The organism is Thermobacillus sp. ZCTH02-B1, from assembly GCF_002159085.1.
Classification (GTDB): Bacteria; Bacillota; Bacilli; order Paenibacillales; family Paenibacillaceae; genus Thermobacillus.
In genome coordinates, this window is sequence record NZ_LZRU01000009.1 from 445,373 (window position 1) to 462,666 (window position 17,294).

13 protein-coding genes are annotated in these 17,294 nt (G+C 65.7%); all 13 read right to left on the minus strand.

Annotation, left to right across the window (positions count from 1 at the left end):
• Positions 1–137 precede the first annotated feature (137 nt).
• Positions 138–1,094 (minus strand): bifunctional riboflavin kinase/FAD synthetase, encoded by a 957-nt coding sequence (locus A9Z00_RS03830; RefSeq protein ID WP_296974541.1) that lies wholly within the window; start codon positions 1,092–1,094, stop codon positions 138–140.
• 164 nt (positions 1,095–1,258) lie between these two features.
• Positions 1,259–2,227, minus strand: a complete 969-nt coding sequence (gene truB, locus A9Z00_RS03835) for a tRNA pseudouridine(55) synthase TruB (protein ID WP_296974543.1) — start codon at positions 2,225–2,227, stop codon at positions 1,259–1,261.
• 24 nt (positions 2,228–2,251) lie between these two features.
• The gene (locus A9Z00_RS03840) at positions 2,252–3,253 is read right to left on the minus strand and encodes a DHH family phosphoesterase (RefSeq protein WP_296974546.1); all 1,002 of its coding nucleotides are present in this window, start codon (positions 3,251–3,253) and stop codon (positions 2,252–2,254) included.
• Position 3,254: 1 nt separating this feature from the next.
• On the minus strand, positions 3,255–3,608 hold the full coding sequence (gene rbfA / locus A9Z00_RS03845) for a 30S ribosome-binding factor RbfA (protein ID WP_296974548.1): 354 nt from the start codon (positions 3,606–3,608) through the stop codon (positions 3,255–3,257).
• 6 nt (positions 3,609–3,614) lie between these two features.
• The gene (infB, locus tag A9Z00_RS03850; protein ID WP_296974551.1) at positions 3,615–6,194 is read right to left on the minus strand and encodes a translation initiation factor IF-2; all 2,580 of its coding nucleotides are present in this window, start codon (positions 6,192–6,194) and stop codon (positions 3,615–3,617) included.
• Positions 6,142–6,519: a L7Ae/L30e/S12e/Gadd45 family ribosomal protein gene (locus A9Z00_RS03855; protein WP_296974744.1), complete on the minus strand. Its 378-nt coding sequence runs from the start codon at positions 6,517–6,519 to the stop codon at positions 6,142–6,144. The genes infB and A9Z00_RS03855 overlap by 53 nt, the downstream gene beginning before the upstream one ends.
• Positions 6,512–6,820 (minus strand): RNase P modulator RnpM, encoded by a 309-nt coding sequence (gene rnpM / locus A9Z00_RS03860; RefSeq protein ID WP_296974553.1) that lies wholly within the window; start codon positions 6,818–6,820, stop codon positions 6,512–6,514. The genes A9Z00_RS03855 and rnpM overlap by 8 nt, the downstream gene beginning before the upstream one ends.
• Positions 6,821–6,859: 39 nt before the next feature.
• A complete protein-coding gene (nusA, locus tag A9Z00_RS03865) occupies positions 6,860–7,960 on the minus strand; it encodes a transcription termination factor NusA (RefSeq protein ID WP_296974556.1) in 1,101 nt (366 codons plus the stop codon).
• Positions 7,961–8,000: 40 nt separating this feature from the next.
• Entirely contained in the window at positions 8,001–8,474 is a 474-nt protein-coding gene (rimP, locus tag A9Z00_RS03870; RefSeq protein ID WP_296974558.1) for a ribosome maturation factor RimP, read from the minus strand.
• A gap of 157 nt (positions 8,475–8,631) precedes the next feature.
• The gene (locus tag A9Z00_RS03875) at positions 8,632–12,939 is read right to left on the minus strand and encodes a PolC-type DNA polymerase III (RefSeq protein ID WP_296974560.1); all 4,308 of its coding nucleotides are present in this window, start codon (positions 12,937–12,939) and stop codon (positions 8,632–8,634) included.
• Between the two features lie 145 nt (positions 12,940–13,084).
• Positions 13,085–14,533, minus strand: coding sequence for a proline--tRNA ligase (proS, locus tag A9Z00_RS03880; protein WP_296974563.1), 1,449 nt, complete (start codon positions 14,531–14,533; stop codon positions 13,085–13,087).
• A 15-nt stretch (positions 14,534–14,548) separates the two neighbouring features.
• Positions 14,549–15,838, minus strand: a complete 1,290-nt coding sequence (rseP, locus tag A9Z00_RS03885; RefSeq protein ID WP_296974566.1) for an RIP metalloprotease RseP — start codon at positions 15,836–15,838, stop codon at positions 14,549–14,551.
• 265 nt (positions 15,839–16,103) lie between these two features.
• On the minus strand, positions 16,104–17,252 hold the full coding sequence (locus A9Z00_RS03890) for a 1-deoxy-D-xylulose-5-phosphate reductoisomerase (RefSeq protein ID WP_296974567.1): 1,149 nt from the start codon (positions 17,250–17,252) through the stop codon (positions 16,104–16,106).
• Between the last annotated feature and the right edge of the window lie 42 nt (positions 17,253–17,294).

The window sequence follows — 17,294 nt, forward strand, 5'->3', positions numbered from 1 at the left end:
CCTCCCTCAGTTCAATCGCCGACAGCCTCGCCGCCGATGGTGAGGTCGCGCGGCCAAGCTGCGGTTCATCCGATGCGGAACATCGTCCGCAACCTTAACAAGTATAGCATATGCGCGGATCGAAGTAAACTGCCGGGCTATCCGCGGACGGCCGCCAGCAGCCGACGCGCCTGCTCCGCATCTTCCCGGATCTGCGCGACCAGCGCGTCCGCGCCGCCGAACTTCAACTCCGGCCGGATGAACGCGACGAAGTCGACCGCGAGCCGCTCGCCGTACAGATCGCCGGAAAAATCGAGCAGATGCGCCTCCAGCCTCGGCGTCCCGCCGTCCGGGCGGAAGGTCGGCACGACGCCGACATTCATGACGGCCGGATGGATCCGATCGCCGCGGCGCACGTACACCGCGTAGACGCCGTGCCGTGGGATCACGTACCGGCCGTCGGGTTCGATGTTGGCCGTCGGGAAGCCGAGCGTGCGGCCGCGCGCCTCGCCGCGCGCGACCGTTCCGGAGATCCGGTAGGGGCGCCTGAGCAGCGCGGCGGCGAGCGCCACGTCACCCAGCTTGACCGCTTCGCGGATGCGCGAGCTGCTCACCTTCGCGCCGGCCGCCGACACCGGCTCGACGGTGTGGACGGCGAGCTCCGCACCGCCGAGCTCCGCGAGAGACGCGGGGTTGCCTGCGCCGCCGCGGCCGAACGTAAAATCGAAGCCGACGGCCGCGTCGGTCACGTGGAGCCGGCCGATCAGCAGCTCGCGCACGAATGCTTCGGGAGTCATGGCCGCGAACATCCGGTCGAATACGGCCACGTAGACGATGTCAACGCCAAGGGATTCGAGCAGCCGGATCTTCTCCGGAAGCGGCGTCAGCGACTCGGCGTATGTCGCTTCTCCTCCGAGCAGCGTGCGCGGATGCGGATCGAAGGTCATGACGGCGGCCTGCCGGCCCGAAGCCCGCGCCAGTTCCACCGCCTTGCGGATGACGGCCTGGTGCCCCGGATGAACGCCGTCGAAGGTTCCGATCGCCATCGTCTTCGGCAGACGGTCCTCCGGCGCTTCGGCCCCGTCGGGCGGGTATCGCAACGTGATCGTGATCAAAGCTCAGCACCTGCATTTCCTGTCTGGGTCTATTGCGGGTATTGCGGATCGTCTCCCGCGCGGCGGCGGTTCCGCCGCACGGTTCGCGGATCCTTCGCGCGGCGGCGGTCCTCCGCAGGGTGCGGATCCGTCGCGCATTTGCGGGCCGTTCGCCCGCGTGCGGATCAGCCGCGCGCCTTGGGATCGTCCGTGCGTTGGCGGGCCGTCCCGCGCCCGAATTCGTCCGCGGAAGCGAACACCTTCACCGGCTTCAGCACGCCCTCCCCGACATCCGCCTCGAACAGGCCGACGAACCGTCCCTCGCCGTACAGGCGGACGAGGCCGCCGGTCGCCGCCTGCGGCATCCGGATCCGCTGCCCCTGCACGGCCCGGGCGGCCGCCGCCGCGCCGACATCGACGCGCGGATACTGCCCGAGCGCCCGGTCGACCGGCAGCAGCGCTTCGGCCAAACCTCCGGACGCCGCAAGCTCCGCAATGCGCTCCAGCGTCAGGCAATCGGACTCGCGGAGTCCCGCGGACATCGTCCGCACGAGCGATTCCATCGCGGCCGGCACGCCGAGCGCGCGGCCGATGTCGACGCACAGCGTGCGGATATAGGTGCCCTTCGAACAGACGACGGAGAAGCCGATGCGCGGCTCGGGACCGCCGAGCTCGGCGAATCGGAGCTCGAGGGAATGGATCGTCACCCGGCGGGCCGTCCGCTCGACGGTCTTGCCCTCGCGGGCCAGTTCGTACAGCCTGCGGCCGCCGATCTTCACGGCCGAATACATCGGGGGCACCTGTTCGATCTCGCCGGTGAAGCGCGCGAGCGCTTCCCGCACCATCTCCCCGGTGACATGCGAAGCGTCCGCCGTCTCCGTCACCGTGCCGGTCAAATCCTCGGTATCGGTCGCCACGCCGAGCCGCACGACCGCGTCATACGCCTTGGGCAGCTCCTGCAGGTATTCGACCGCCCGCGTCGCGCGGCCGAGACACAGCGGCAGGACGCCGGTCACCCCGGGGTCCAGGGTGCCGGCGTGCCCGATGCGCCGCATGCGCGTCAAAGCCCTCACCTTCGCCACGACGTCGTGCGACGTCCAGCCGGCCGGTTTCCATACGGCGAGAACGCCTTCCAGTTCCTTCCGATCTTCCATCGATGATGCCAACGCCTTTCCGTCCTAAGGCATGCTATCCAACGCCCGGCGCACCGTATCGACGACGAGCCGCATCGCCTCGTCCAGCGGCATCGCGAGCCGGCATCCGGCCGCCCGGATATGACCTCCGCCGCCGAACCGCTGCGCGATCGCGGCGACGTCCGCCTTGCCGGCGGAGCGGAAGCTCACCTTCACGGTGCCGTCCTCCATCCCCTTGAACAGCAGGCCGACCTCCACGCCGTCGATGTTGCGGGCGTAGTTGACGAGCCCCTCCAGGTCCTCTCCGGACGCCCCGGTCTCCTCGAGGTCCTTCGGCTCGATGTAAAGCCAGCCGACCCGCCCGTCCTCCGTGAACTCGAGGCGGGCCAGCCCCCGCTGGAGAATCCTGAGCTGCGAAACCGTCATCCGCTCGAGCAGCCGGTCCGCGAGCCGGTGGGCGTCCGCGCCCGCGGCCAGCAGCTTCGAAGCGGCGGCCATTACGTGCGGGCTCGTGTTTGAATAGCGGAACCCCCCCGTGTCCGTGAGCAGGCCGGTGTAAATCACGGTCGCCGCTTCCGCGTCGATGGCGAGGCCCGCATGTTCGATCAGATCGAACAGAATCTCGGCCGTCGCCGCCGCGTCGTGGCGCAGCAGGTTCACGGTGCCGAAGGCGTCGTTCGTCGGATGATGGTCGATGTTGAGCAGCGCGCACGGCTCGTCGAACAACTCGCTTACGAGGCCGATCCGGGAAAAATCGGCGCAGTCGACGGCGACGACGGCGCGGAACCGGCGCTCCGGCTTCCGTCCGCCGTAGTTGACGATTTCCCCGGCGTACGGCAGAAATGCGAGGCGGGGCGGAACCCGCCCTTCATTGATCATGAGCGAACGCTTGCCGAGCCGGTCGAGCAGCCAGCGGACGGCGATCGTCGAGCTGATCGCGTCGCCGTCCGGCTGCACGTGCGAGACGATCAGGAAATCGTCATGTTCGCGCAGGAAGCGGAGCGCTTCGTCGAGCCGGGCGACGTACGGATCGCCTGCCGCCGCCATCCTACGACTCCCGCTCCCGGTTGAGTTCGGCCAGCAGCCGCTCGATGCGGCTGCCGTACTCGATGCTCGAATCGAACTTGAAGGCGATCTCCGGCACGTGACGAAGCTGGATTCGCCGTCCGATCTCGGTGCGGATGAAACCCTTGGCCTTCCCGAGCGCCGCGAGCGTCGCTTCCTTTTGTTCTTCGTTTCCGAGCACGCTCAGATAGATCGTCGCCTGCGACAGGTCGTTCGTCACATCGACGCCGGTGACGGTTACGAAGCCGATGCGCGGATCCTTCAGCTCCCGCTGCAGAATCTCGCCCATTTCCTGCTTGATGCGTTCCGCGACGCGGCTGACGCGGACTCTGGCCATCTATGCTCACCTCTCAACGGTTTCCATCACGAACGCTTCGATCATGTCGCCTTCCCGGACGTCGATCGCGCCGTCGATGATGAGGCCGCACTCGTAGCCTTGCGTCACTTCCCGCACGTCATCCTTGAACCGCTTGAGCGACGTGATCTTGCCCTGGTGCACGACGATGCCGTCGCGGATGAGCCGCGCTTCGGCCGAGCGCGTGACCTTGCCCGACGTCACCATGCAGCCGGCGATCGTCCCGACCTTGCTGACCCGGAACACGTTCCGCACTTCCGCATGGCCGATGACGACCTCGCGGACGACCGGGTCGAGCATGCCCTTCATCGCCTGCTCGATCTCGTCCGTCACGTTGTAGATGATGTTGTGCAGCCGGATGTCGACGCGCTCCTGCTCGGCAGTCGCCTTCGCCTGCGGCTCCGGCCGCACGTTGAAGCCGATGATGATCGCGTTCGACGCGGAAGCGAGCGCGACGTCCGACTCGGTGATCGCGCCGACGGCGGCGTGAATGATCTTCACGCGCACTCCCTCGACGTCGATCTTGAGCAGCGCGCCCTTGAGCGCTTCGACGGATCCCTGCACGTCCGCCTTGATGATGACGTGCAGCTCTTTGATCTCGCCTTCCTTGATCTGCTTGTACAGATCATCCAGCGTCACGCGGGCGGTCGCATTGCGCTCGGATTCGCGCGCCTTGGCGGCGCGGCGTTCGGCGATCGCGCGCGCCTTGCGCTCGTCCTCGAACACCATGAACGGATCGCCGGCCTGCGGCACCGCGTTCAGGCCCGTGATCTCGACCGGCGTCGACGGTCCCGCTTCCTTGAGCCGGCGGCCGCGGTCGTTCACCATCGCCCGGACGCGGCCGAAGCAGTTGCCCGCCACCAGGGCGTCGCCGACGCGGAGCGTGCCGTGCTGGACGAGCACCGTCGCCACCGGCCCCTTGCCCTTGTCGAGCTCCGCCTCGATGACGGTGCCGCGCGCCCGTTTGTCCGGATTGGCCTTGTAGTCGTTCACTTCCGCGACGAGCAGGATCATCTCGAGCAGTTCATCGAGGTTGATCCGCTGCTTCGCCGAGATGTTGACGTAGATCGTGTCGCCGCCCCACGCCTCCGGCACCAGGCCGTACTCGGTCAGCTCCTGCATGACCCGGTCCGGATTCGCCTCCGGCTTGTCGATCTTGTTCACCGCGACGATGATCGGCACGTTCGCCGCCTTCGCATGGTTGATCGCCTCGACCGTCTGCGGCATGACGCCGTCGTCCGCCGCGACGACGAGCACGGTGATGTCGGTCACCTGGGCGCCGCGCGCGCGCATCGTCGTGAACGCCTCGTGGCCCGGCGTGTCGAGGAAGGTGATCTTCTTGCCGTTCACTTCCACCTGATAGGCGCCGATGTGCTGCGTGATGCCGCCCGCTTCGCCGCTCGTCACGTTCGTGTGGCGGATCGCGTCAAGCAGCGTCGTCTTCCCGTGGTCGACGTGGCCCATGATCGTGACGACGGGCGGACGCGGTTTCAGATCCGCCGGATCGTCCTGCTCCTCGATCTTCTCGAATGCGTCCTCGTCCACCGGCAGCTTGATCTCGACTTCGACGCCGTATTCGCTCGCGACGAGCTGGATCGCGTCGAGATCGAGCACCTGGTTGATCGTCGCGAGCACGCCGAGGAACATCAGCTTCTTGATGACGTCGGAGACGTCCTTGTGCAGCAGCTTCGCGAGCTCGCCGACAGTCATCTCGCCGCGGACGATGATCTTCTTCGGCGTATTGTCGACCTTCTCGCGGCGTTCCTGGTTCTTCTTTGCGCTCTTGCCGGGAGCGAGCTTGACCGTGCGCTCCTCGTATTTCCTGCTGTCTTCGTTCTTGTTGCGGCGATCCCTGTCCTTGTCCTTGCCGCCGCCCTTCTTCCGGTCGGGCTGGGGCGGAGCGGCCGGAGCGAGCGCCGCGCCGCGGAAGCCGCCGCCCGCGCCGCCGCGGAAACCGCCGGGGCCTTTGCCGCCTTGCGGACGGTCGCCGCGCCGTTCACCCTGACCACGGGGCTGCTGCCGGCCGCCCTGGGCGCCCTGCTGCGCGCGGGCGCCGCCATGCTGCCGGCCGCCTTGTCCTCCCTGTCCGCCTTGCGGACGATCGCCGCGCCGCTCTCCCTGTCCGGCCTGCTGCTGCCGGTTCGCCTGTCCGCCCTGGGCCGGCTGCTGTTTGCCGCCCTGGGCCTGCTGCTGAGCGCGGCCGGCCTGGCCGGACTGCGCGCGCGCCGCGCCGGCCTGCTGCTGCGCCGCGCCCGCCGGCGCCGTCCGGCCCGCTACCTGCGCCGCCTGCTGCCGCGCGGCTTCCTGCGCCTTCGCCGCCTGCCGCTGCTGCTGCGCGGCCTGCAGTTCCTGCGCCCGCTTCGCCGCCGCGTTCTCCTTGATGCTGCGGAAGAATCCTTCGACCATCTCCACCATATGGTCTTCCATCACGCTCATGTGATTGTTGACCTGCACGCCGAGGCGTCTCAGGATGGTCAGGATCTCCTTGCTGCTCATGTTCTGCTGCTTGGCGTATTCATAAATGCGAAGCTTCTCCTTGTTTTCCTGCTTGTTTTCCTGTTTGCTCAATATTGTCCACCTCCGAAAGTTCGCCGAGCCGGGCCGCGACGAGCGCCGCAAGCCCCGCGTCCAGCACGGCCGCGACGACCCGTTCCGCCTTGCCGATGGCGGCGCCCAGCGTCCGGCGGTCGAACGCCTCGACCCGCTTGACACCGTAACTCAAGCATTTGTCGCCGTATTTCTTCTTCGCCTTGTCCGACGCGTCGGCCGCCACGATGACGAGCTTCGCCTTTCCGCTGCGGATCGCGCGAAGCACCGCCTCGTCGCCCGAAGCCAGCCGGCCCGCCCGTGCGGCCAGACCGAGCGCCGACAAGGCGCGGGCCGGATCACGCATCTTCTTCACGGGCGCTTGCCGCCCGGAATTCCTCCTCCACCTTGATGAATTCCTGCTCGAGCCGGTCGTAGATGGCCGGGTCGACGGGGACGCCCAGCGCCCGATCGAACGCCTTGCTCTTCTTCGCCAGTTTGAAGCAGGAAGCCTGGCCGCACAGATAGGCGCCGCGCCCCGATTTCTTGCCCGTCAGGTCGATCGACACCTCGCCTTCCGGCGAGCGCACGATGCGGATCAGCGTCCGCTTCGGCTTCATCTCCTGGCAGGCGACGCATTTGCGGAGCGGTATCTTGCGCTGCTTCATCGTCGACTCCCCCCTTGCGGGCCTAAAAAAGTCGGCCCGTCATCCGTCAACGGAGGCGGAATCCTCTTGCAACGCCTCGCCCTGCGGTTTCGGGCGGTCGGGTTCCGCCTCGGCCTGCGACTCGCTCTTGATGTCGATTTTCCAGCCGGTCAGCTTTGCGGCCAGCCGCGCGTTCTGTCCCTTGATGCCGATCGCGAGCGAGAGCTGGTGGTCCGGCACGATGACCCGGGCCACCCGTTCCTGCTCATGGATGATCACGTCGAGCACCTTGGACGGGCTGAGCGCGTTGGCGACGAATTCCTCCACATTCTCCGACCAGCGGACGATGTCGATCTTCTCGCCCCTCAGCTCGTTGACGATCGTCTGGACGCGCATGCCCTTCGGCCCGACGCAGGCGCCGACCGGATCGACCTCCGGATTGCGCGAATGGACCGCGATCTTCGAACGGAAGCCCGCTTCCCGCGCGACGGAGCGGATCTCGACGATGCCGTCATAGATTTCCGGCACCTCGAGCTCGAACAGCCGCTTGAGCAGACCGGGATGCGTGCGCGACAGGATGATCTGCGGGCCCTTCGTCGTGTTCTCCACCTTCACGATGTACGATTTGACCCGGTCGCCCTGCTTGAACTTGTCGTTCGGCATCAGCTCGGAAAGCGGCAGCACCGCCTCCGCCTTGCCGAGGTCGACGTACAGATTGCGCGCGTCCATGCGCTGCACGATGCCGTTGACGATGTCCTCTTCCTTGTCGATGAAAGCATCATAGATGAGGCCCCGCTCGGCTTCGCGGATGCGCTGGGTCACGACCTGCTTTGCCGTCTGGGCCGCGATGCGGCCGAAATCCCGCGGCGTCACCTCGATCTCCGCGATGTCGTCGAGCTGGTAGTGCGGGTTGATCTCCCGCGCAGCCTCCAGCGAGATCTCGAGCCGCGGATCCATCACTTCCTCCACGACGGTCTTGCGCGCGTACACCTTGATGACGCCGGTGTCCCGGTTGATGTCGACGCGCACGTTCTGCGCCGTGTTGAAGTTGCGCTTGTAGCTCGAGATGAGCGCCGCTTCGATCGCCTCGAGCAGCACATCCTTCGAGATGCCCTTCTCCCGCTCGATCTCGGCGAGCGCCTCGATGAACTCGGTATTCATGGAAACGGGATGCCTCCTCTCCGGTTGAATGCGCGATGCGTCACTCGAACACGATGGCCAGCCGCGCGCTGGCGATCTTCGCCCAAGGGAGCGCGTGGCGCTTCTTGCCGACCTCGACGACGGCCGTTCCGTCCTCGAACGAGACGAGCCGGCCTTCGAACTCCTTGAGGCCGTCGATCGGCTCATACGTCTTCACGAACACGTGACGGCCCACCGCCTTCGCCATGTCCTCCGGTTTTTTGAGCGGCCGCTCGGCTCCGGGCGACGACACCTCGAGAAAATAGGCCTCGGGAATCGGATCGACCTCGTCGAGCCGGGCGCTGAGCCATTCGCTGATCCGGCCGCAGTCCTCGATATCGATGCCGCCGCCTTCCCGGTCCGCATACACGCGCAGGAACCGGCTTCCGCCTTCCTTCACATACTCGACGCCGTAGAGCTCGAAGCCGTTCTCCTCCAGGTACGGCTTCACCAGCTCTTCGACGATGGATTCGATCTGGGCACGATTTGCCGCCACCTCTCGATTCCTCCCGATATGCTTCGATAGCCGCAGACAAAACGCAAAGAGTGGGTTTCCCCACTCTTCGTCGTCGGCGAACCTTCAGTTGCAACATTACCGGAAAAATTATAGCACAGTCGACTGAGGCCTGGCAACTGTCCGCCCAAGATTCGCCTCAGAACAGCGACAGCTGGTTCGTCTCCGGCAGACCGCGGAAGCAGCCCATCGCGGCGAGCTGTTCGACGACCGTCTTCGATACGCGCGTGCGGGTCTGGAAATCCTCGATCGACAGGAACGGACCCTCGTCGCGCGCGGCGGCGATGCTGCGGGCCGCGCTCTCGCCGATGCCGCTGATCGCCGCGAACGGCGGGATGAGCGCATTGCCGTCGATTTTGAACTTGACCGCGTCCGAGCGGTACAGGTCGATCGGCTTGAACACGAACCCGCGGGCCGTCATCTCGAGCGCCATTTCGAGCATCGTGACGCTGTTCTTCTCCTTCGTCGTCGCGTTCACGCCCTTCTCCTCGATCTCGATCAGCCGGCGCAGGATCGCGTCGTAGCCCTGGCACAGGAGCTCGAGGTCGAAGTCCTCGGCCCGGACCGTGAAATAAGCGGCATAGAATTCGATCGGATAATACAGCTTGAAGTAGGCGGTCCGGACCGCCGAGATGACGTAGGCGGCGGCGTGCGCCTTCGGGAACATGTACTCGATCTTGAGACAGGACTCGATGTACCATTCGGGCACGCCGCAGCGGCGCATCTCCTCGATCCATTCCGGCGTGAGCCCCTTGCCCTTCCGCACGCTCTCGGTGATCTTGAACGCGAGCCCCGCGTCCATGCCCGCCTTGTAGATCAGGTACAGCATGATGTCGTCGCGGCAGCCGATGACCGTCTTGATCGTGCACGTGCCGTTTCGGATGAGCTCCTGCGCGTTCCCCAGCCAGACGCCGGTGCCGTGCGACAGGCCGGAGATCTGCAGCAGGTCGGCGAACGTCTGCGGCTTCGCCTCCTCCAGCATCTGCCGGACGAACTTCGTGCCCATCTCGGGCACGCCGTAGGTGGCGACCGGCGTCCGGATCTGCTCCGGCGTGACGCCCAGCGCCTCCGTCGAGCTGAACAGGCTCATCACCTTCGGGTCGTTCATCGGGATCGTCGTCGGATCAACACCGGTGAGATCCTGCAGCGTCCGCATCATCGTCGGATCGTCGTGGCCGAGGATGTCGAGCTTGAGCAGATTCGCCTCGAAGGCGTGGTAGTCGAAATGGGTCGTCATCCATTCCGAGGTCGTGTCATCCGCCGGATACTGCACCGGCGTCACGTCCTCCACCTCGATGTAGTCCGGCACGACGATGATGCCGCCGGGATGCTGGCCGGTCGAGCGCTTGACGCCGGTGCAGCCCGCCGCCAGCCGGTTCATCTCGGCGCTGCGCCATTTCTTCCCGTGGTCTTCCGCGTATTTCTTGACGAAACCGTAGGCCGTCTTCTCCGCCACCGTGCTGATCGTGCCGGCGCGGAAGACGTTCTTTTCCCCGAACATGACCTTCGTGAAGTTGTGGGCATGCGGCTGGTATTCGCCGGAGAAGTTCAGGTCGATGTCCGGCACCTTGTCGCCCTTGAAGCCGAGGAACGTCTCGAACGGAATGTCCTGCCCGTCGCCCTTCATCACATGGCCGCATTTGGGGCAGGGCTTGTCCGGCAGGTCGAAGCCGCTCGGCACGCTGCCGTCGAGGAACCATTCGCTGTGCCGGCAATCCTTGTTCCGGCACAGATAGTGCGCCGGCAGCGGGTTGACCTCGGAGATGCCGAGGAACGTCGCGACGACCGACGAGCCGACCGAGCCGCGGGAGCCGACCAGGTATCCGTCCTCGTTCGACTTTTTCACGAGGGCGGCCGAGATCAGGTAGTTCGCCGAGAAGCCGTATTTGATGATCGGCGTCAGTTCCTTCTCCAGCCGCTGCTCGACGACCTCGGGCAGCGGATCGCCGTACATCTCCTTCGCGCGGGCGTAGCACCGCTTCCGGATTTCCTCGTCCGCGCCCTCGATGACCGGCGTGAACAGCTTGTCCGGGAACATCTCGTACGTCTCGAACCGCTCCGCGAGCTCGACCGTGTTCTTCACGACGACCTCGTACGCCTTCTCCTCGCCAAGAAACGCGAATTCCCGGAGCATCTCGTCCGTCGTGCGGAAATGGGCCTCCGGCTTGCGCTGCTCCTTGAGCGGGCTGTAGCCCGTGATGCCGTGAATCGTGATCTCGCGGAAAATCTTGTCGCGCGGGTGGAGATAGTGCACGTTGCCCGTCGCGATGACCGGCTTGCCCAGCCGCTCCCCGATCTCGCAGATGCGCCGGATCGCCTGCTCGATCTCGGCGCGGCTCTGCACGAGCCCCTTGTCCACGAGATGCATGTAGAATTCGACCGGCTGAATCTCCAGCGCATCGTAAAACTGCGCGACCTGCTCCGCTTCCTCCACCGTCTTGTTCAGCACCGCCTCGAAAAACTCGCCCTTCTCGCAGCCGGAGAGGATGAGGAGGCCGTCGCGCATCTCGTTCAGCTTCGATTTCGGCATGCAGGCGACCTTGTTGAAATATTGCGTGTGCGACAGGGAGATCAGCTTGAACAGGTTCTTTTTGCCCTTCGCATTGAGCGCGTAGACGCCGCAATGGAACGGGCGGGCGTTGGACAGATCCTTCCCGGCGTGCTCGTTCAGCTGATGAAGCCCGGTGATGCCCCGCTGCTTCGCGTCGGCGATCAGGCCGTACAGGATGCCGCCGAGCGCCGCCGCGTCGTCCACCGCGCGGTGGTGGTTCTCGAGGCTGACGCGGTATTTCTCGGCCAGCGTGTTCAGCCGGTGGTTCTTAAGCCCCGGATGGAGGAGCCGCGCCATCTCGAGCGTGTCGAGCACCGGGTTGCCGAGCTCCGGCATGCCGAGCTTCTTCAGGTTCGCCTGGATGAACCCGATGTCGAAGCGCGCGTTGTGGGCCACGAGCACCGCGTCGCCGACGAACGCGACGAATTGCCGGAGGACGGGCTCGAGATCGGGCGCGTCCTTCACCATGTCGTCCGTGATGTTCGTAAGCTGCTGGATGTTGAACGGAATCGGCTCGTGCGGGTTGACGAACGTCTCGAATTTGTCGACGACTTTTCCATCCCGCATCTTGACGCCGGCAAGCTCGATGATCTTGCTGTTCAGGATCGAAAGACCGGTCGTCTCGATGTCGAACACGACGTATTCCGCCGACGCCAGGGGCTCTTCCCGCGGGTTCAGGACGATTTGCACCGTGTCGTCCACGACGTTCGCCTCGACGCCGTAGATCACCTTCATGTTGTATTTCTTCGCCGCCTTGGCCGCCTCCGGGAAGCAGTGCACGTTCGCGTGGTCCGAAATCGCGATGGCCGGATGGCCCCATTGCGCGGCCGTCTTGATGTACGCCTCGACCGGCGTGACGGCGTCCATCGTGCTCATCGTCGTGTGCAGGTGGAACTCGACCCGCTTCTGTTCCGCCGTGTCCGTCCGCTCGGGCGGCGGCGGCACTTCGTTGAGGTCGTTCGGAATCATGACGAGCTCCGGTTCGGCCATGAACCGGTCGTATTCGACGCGGCCGCGGGCGCGGACCCACATGCCGTCCTTCAGGAGCTTGAGCACGGCCAGATCGTCCTTCGTCTTCGCGAACACCTTCAGCGTGATCGAGTCGGTGTAATCCGTCAGGTTGAACGTGAACAGCGTGCTGCCGTTGCGCAGCTCCTTCGACTCGAGGCCGAAGACGGTGCCCTGGATCGTGATCCGCTTCTCTTCCTCCGTGATGTTCGAGATCGGAACCGGTTCGTCGCGGATTTCATAGCCGAACACGAGCTTCTCCGCCACCGGCTGCTCCGGCGGCGCGGCCGTCACGGCGCTTTCCATGATCGCCTGCGCGATCTCGCGGTCGGCCTGCTCGCGCTCCTGCAGAAAGCGCTCGTACTCCTCCCGCCCCGCGTCGCCGGCCATGAGCTTTACGCGGCACGGGCGGCCGAAACGGCGCTCGAAGAATCTCGCGGCCGCCTCGTCGATCCGCTTCTTCCGCGCGAGCGTAAGCCCCATCCCGTCGAGCAGGATGACCGTCAGCTTCCCGTCCTCGACTTCGATGCCCGCCTTGCCGAGCCAGCCGTTGACGGACACCATCTCGCTCGCCGCCCATTCGACGAAATTGTCCCAATGCGCGCGGATCACTTCGTCCGTATCCGTCTCCGGCCCGTATTCGATCACGAACTCGACATCGGCGATCGGGGCGAACGTCTCGCGGGCGCGGGCGACCAGTCGGCTGTACGCCCTGGCCGGCAGCACGGACGTTCTCCGAATGAAGAAGGTCCACCGTCTGTTCGCGGCGGACACTTCCACACGGTCAAGCAGGCCGTCGGCGAAATCCGCCGCGGCTTCCCCGCTTGCCAGGCCGATTTTCTCGATTAGCAGCTCGTAACGTTCGCGCTTGACATCGGCACGGTTCATTCCGTTCGATCCTCTCCCGCCTGCGGGTCCGGCGGCGCTAGGCCGCACCCGCGGGTTGCATCCGTTGCGCCCTTCACCGGCGGCCGAAGCCCGGGTCGGCTCCGGCGGCCGAATGGCCCGCCGCCCGGTCCGGGCAGCGCGGGCATCAATAGGCGCGGGCAAACACGACCGTATGCGCTGCCGCTTCGCCGCACACGAGGCATTTCGTCTTGCGCGTCTTCGGTTCGAACGGGATGTTCCGGCTCGTCGCGCCGGTCTCGTCCTTCACCTTCCGTTCGCACTCGCCGGAACCGCACCAGCCGGCCTCGACGAATCCGCGCTTCTCTTCCATGAACGCCTTCAGCTCGTCCAGCGTGTCCAGCGAAGCGGAATGTTCTTCGCGGAACTGCTTCGCGAGCTCGAACATCGCCCGGTGGATTTCCTCCAGCAGGACGGGCACTTCCTCGGCGATCCGGTCCAGCGGCACCTGCCGCTTCTCGCCCCCGACGCGCGGCGCGAGCACGGCGACGCCGTTCTCGAGATCCCGCGGCCCGAGTTCGATGCGCAGCGGCACGCCGCGCATTTCGTACTCGTTGAACTTCCAGCCCGGCGTGACGTCGTCGCGGTCGTCAACGCGCACGCGCACGCCCGCATCTTTAAGCCGCGCGTAAATCTCGTGCACCCTCGGGAGCACCTCTCCGCGCGTCTTCGGCGGACCGACCGGCACGATGATGACCTGGGTCGGCGCGACCTTCGGCGGCAGCACCAGTCCGCGGTCATCCCCGTGCACCATGATGATGCTCCCGATGAGCCGCGTCGACACGCCCCAGGAGGTCGTGTGGACGTACTGCAGCTTGTTGTTCCGGTCCAGATACTGGATGCCGAACGCCTCCGCGAACTTCGTGCCGAGATAGTGGGACGTGCCGGCCTGCACCGCGCGGCCGTCCTTCGTCATCGCCTCGACCGAATAGGTGTCGACGGCGCCGGCGAATTTCTCCGACGGCGTCTTCTGGCCGGCGATGACCGGAATCGCCAGGTAGTTCTCGATGAAGTCGCGGTATATCTCGAGCATGCGCATCGTCTCGGCGCGCGCGTCCTCTTCGTTCTCGTGCGCCGTATGCCCTTCCTGCCACAGAAACTCGCTCGTGCGGAGGAAAGGCAGCGTTCTTTTCTCCCACCGGACGACGTTCGCCCACTGGTTGATGAGCACCGGCAGGTCGCGGTACGACTTGATCCAGCGCGCGTACATGTACCCGAACATCGTCTCCGACGTCGGCCGGATCGCGAGCCGCTCCTCCAGCTTCTCGCCGCCCGCCTCCGTCACCCAGGGCAGCTCGGGATTGAAGCCCTCGACGTGCTCCTTCTCCTTGAGGAAGAAGCTTTCCGGGATGAAAACGGGAAAATACGCGTTCCGGTGGCCGGTCTCCTTGAACCGGCGGTCCAGTTCGCGCTGTATGTTCTCCCACAGCTCGTAGCCGTCCGGCCGGAAGACGATGCAGCCCCTGACCGGCGCGTAATCCATCAGCTCGGATTTCCGGATCACGTCGATGTACCAGCGCGAGAAATCCTCGCTCTGCGGAGTGATTTCGGTTACGAATCCTTTTTCCTTCGACATAAGCGCCTCCTGCCATCAGCCTGATCCGTCGCCGTCGCGGATCAGGTACAAAATGTCATTGTAAGTGACAGCCAGCATGATCAGCATGAGCATCGCAAAGCCGATGAAATGGACCATGCTTTCCCGGTTCGGATCGATCGGACGGCCGCGCAGCGCCTCGAGTCCGAGAAACAGGAGGCGGCTGCCGTCCAGCGCCGGAATCGGAAGCAGGTTGAAAATGCCGAGGTACAGGCTCAGGATCGCCGTCCAGCTCGTGAGCTGCTCGATGCCCCGCGCCGCGATCTGGCCCGTGACCTGCGCGGTTCGGAGGATGCCGGCCACGTTGTCCGGTTCGAAATCGGTCACGAGCATCCGGAACCCGGTCAGGATGCTGAGCGTCATGTTCTTCATCGCGTTCAGCCCGAACTCCACCGTCTCGAGCGCCGTCGCCCGCCGTGACGGGTAAGCGGGCATGATGCCGACCTTGCCGGTCTTGCTCTCCTCGTCGTATTCGGGCGTGACCTCGATCGTCATCAACCGGCCGTCGCGCTCGATCTCCCAGGTCATCGGCTTGCCGACGGATTCGCCGATCATCCTGAGCATCTTGTCGGAGTCGGTGCCGATCGTCTCGCCGTTGATCCGGATGATCGCGTCGCCGGGCTTGAGGCCCGCCTTCGCCGCGGGAACGTCGTCGCCGATCACGCGGCTTACAATGAGCCGGTCCGCGTTCGTATCGGGCAGACCGACCATCTGCACGTACGCCATGAACAGCACGAACGCGAGCAGGATGTTCATCAGCGGTCCCGCGAAGATCGCCATCGCCCGCTGGCCGACCGTCTTGCCGCCGAACTGCCGGTCGATCGGCGCGATCTGCGTCTCCTGACCCCGCGCGATGATGTGCGCCTTCGGATGAACCTTGAAGGTCTCCCGCGCGCCGTCCACCTCCAGGACGATCTCCAGCGCGCGCTCGAGGTCGATCGTCACGACTTCGCCGCGCACGACGTTCGTCCGCTCGCCGAGCCGGTCGAGGTAGATGCGATCGACGACGCCGTCCTTCAGCCCCACCGCGATCGTCTGGCCGGGCTTGGCCTCGATGACCTCCGGATCTTCGCCCGCCATCCGGACGAAGCCGCCCACCGGAATCAGGCGCAGCGTGTAGCGGGTTTCACCCCGCTTGTATGACAAAAGCTTCGGTCCGAAGCCGATCGCGAACTCCCTCACGAGTATGCCCGCCCGTTTGGCGAAAAAAAAGTGTCCCCATTCGTGGATCGTGATGATCACGAAGAAGACGAGGGCGCTCATGAACACGATCTGAATCATCTGCATGCGGAGAGCCTCCGTTCGTAACGGCCTGTACATAGATTAACATTATTCCGCCGTACGAAACAAGAGAACCTGACGGTCGGACCGCGGCCCTTGCGGCGAAGCGGCAACGCCTCCATGGCGACGGTCGCGGCCGGCCGGAACGAATGCGCGTCCGGCTGTCGCCGGGGGTTAAGCGCTCGACGCTCCGCCGCGATGACGGCCGCGTGCAAAAGCGGCCGGGCGCGCGGCCCGCCGCCCGCAGCGGCTCGGCCGCAACCGATCCGGATCACGGCCAGCGGATTGCCATCGCCTCGCGCCGCACGCGTTCGTCCAGCTCCGCGATCGCCTCGTAGGTGTCCACCGGCTCCGGCGGGAACCGTTCGAGCATCGCCGCGATCGTATCCTCGATCTGAAGGAACGAGATGTCGCCGCGCAGGAACCGCTCGACCGCCGCTTCGTTCGCGGCGTTGAAGACGAGCGGCGCGGAACCGCCGGCGCGCCCCGCCTCGTAGGCCATCCGGAGGCACGGGTAGCGCTCGTAATCCATCGGCCGGAAATGGAGCCTCCCGATCGCCGCCAGATCGAGGGGCGGCGCGGGCGAAGGCCGCCGCTCCGGCCAGGTGAGCGCGTACTGGATCGGGATGCGCATGTCCGGCATGCTGAGCTGCGCGATCACGCTGCGGTCCGCAAATTCGACCAGGGAATGGACGATGCTCTCCGGGTGCAGCAGCACGTCGATGCGGTCGTAATCCATGTCATACAGCCAGCGGGCTTCGATGACCTCGAGCCCCTTGTTCGCCATCGTCGCCGAATCGACCGTGATCTTCGCCCCCATCTTCCAGTTCGGATGGGCGAGCGCCTCCGCAACCGTCACGTCCTTGAGCTGGTCGCGCGTCCGGTCGCGGAACGCGCCGCCGGACGCGGTGAGCGTCAGCTTCATCACGTCGGCGCGCCGCTCGCCGTTCAGGCACTGGAAGATCGCGGAATGCTCGCTGTCCACCGGCAGGATCGGCACGCCGCGCTCCCGGGCGAGCCTCGTCACGAGATGTCCCGCCGCCACGAGCGTCTCCTTGTTGGCCAGGCCGATGGCCGCGCCGGCTTCGATCGCGGCGATCGTCGAACGGATGCCGCGGCTGCCGACCAGCGCCGTCACCACCAGCTCGGCGCCGGCTCCCGCCGCCGCTTCGATCAGCCCCTCTTCGCCGTGGAGCACGCGAATGTCGTCGGGAAGCATCGATCTGGCCCGCTCCGCCGCCTCCTTCGTCGCGAGGCAGACGACGGCGGGACGGAATTCGAGCGCCTGCCGGACGAGCAGGTCGACGTTCGATCCCGCCGCCAGGGCCGCCACGCGATAGCGCCCGCGGTCGTGGCGAATGACGTCAAGGGTCTGGGTGCCGATCGATCCGGTCGATCCAAGTATCGAAATCGTCTTCATGCCGTCCTCCGTTGTCGGTTGTCCAGGTTTGCGCGGGCGGGA

Coding starts and splice junctions, on each gene's coding strand:
- rnpM (WP_296974553.1), bottom strand. CDS start 6,820: ATGAAGCAGCGCAAGATACCGCTCCGCAAATGCGTCGCCTGCCAGGAG.
- truB (WP_296974543.1), bottom strand. CDS start 2,227: ATGGAAGATCGGAAGGAACTGGAAGGCGTTCTCGCCGTATGGAAACCG.
- proS (WP_296974563.1), bottom strand. CDS start 14,533: ATGTCGAAGGAAAAAGGATTCGTAACCGAAATCACTCCGCAGAGCGAG.
- A9Z00_RS03840 (WP_296974546.1), bottom strand. CDS start 3,253: ATGGCGGCGGCAGGCGATCCGTACGTCGCCCGGCTCGACGAAGCGCTC.
- nusA (WP_296974556.1), bottom strand. CDS start 7,960: ATGAATACCGAGTTCATCGAGGCGCTCGCCGAGATCGAGCGGGAGAAG.
- A9Z00_RS03855 (WP_296974744.1), bottom strand. CDS start 6,519: ATGCGTGATCCGGCCCGCGCCTTGTCGGCGCTCGGTCTGGCCGCACGG.
- A9Z00_RS03890 (WP_296974567.1), bottom strand. CDS start 17,252: ATGAAGACGATTTCGATACTTGGATCGACCGGATCGATCGGCACCCAG.
- rbfA (WP_296974548.1), bottom strand. CDS start 3,608: ATGGCCAGAGTCCGCGTCAGCCGCGTCGCGGAACGCATCAAGCAGGAA.
- A9Z00_RS03875 (WP_296974560.1), bottom strand. CDS start 12,939: ATGAACCGTGCCGATGTCAAGCGCGAACGTTACGAGCTGCTAATCGAG.
- rseP (WP_296974566.1), bottom strand. CDS start 15,838: ATGCAGATGATTCAGATCGTGTTCATGAGCGCCCTCGTCTTCTTCGTG.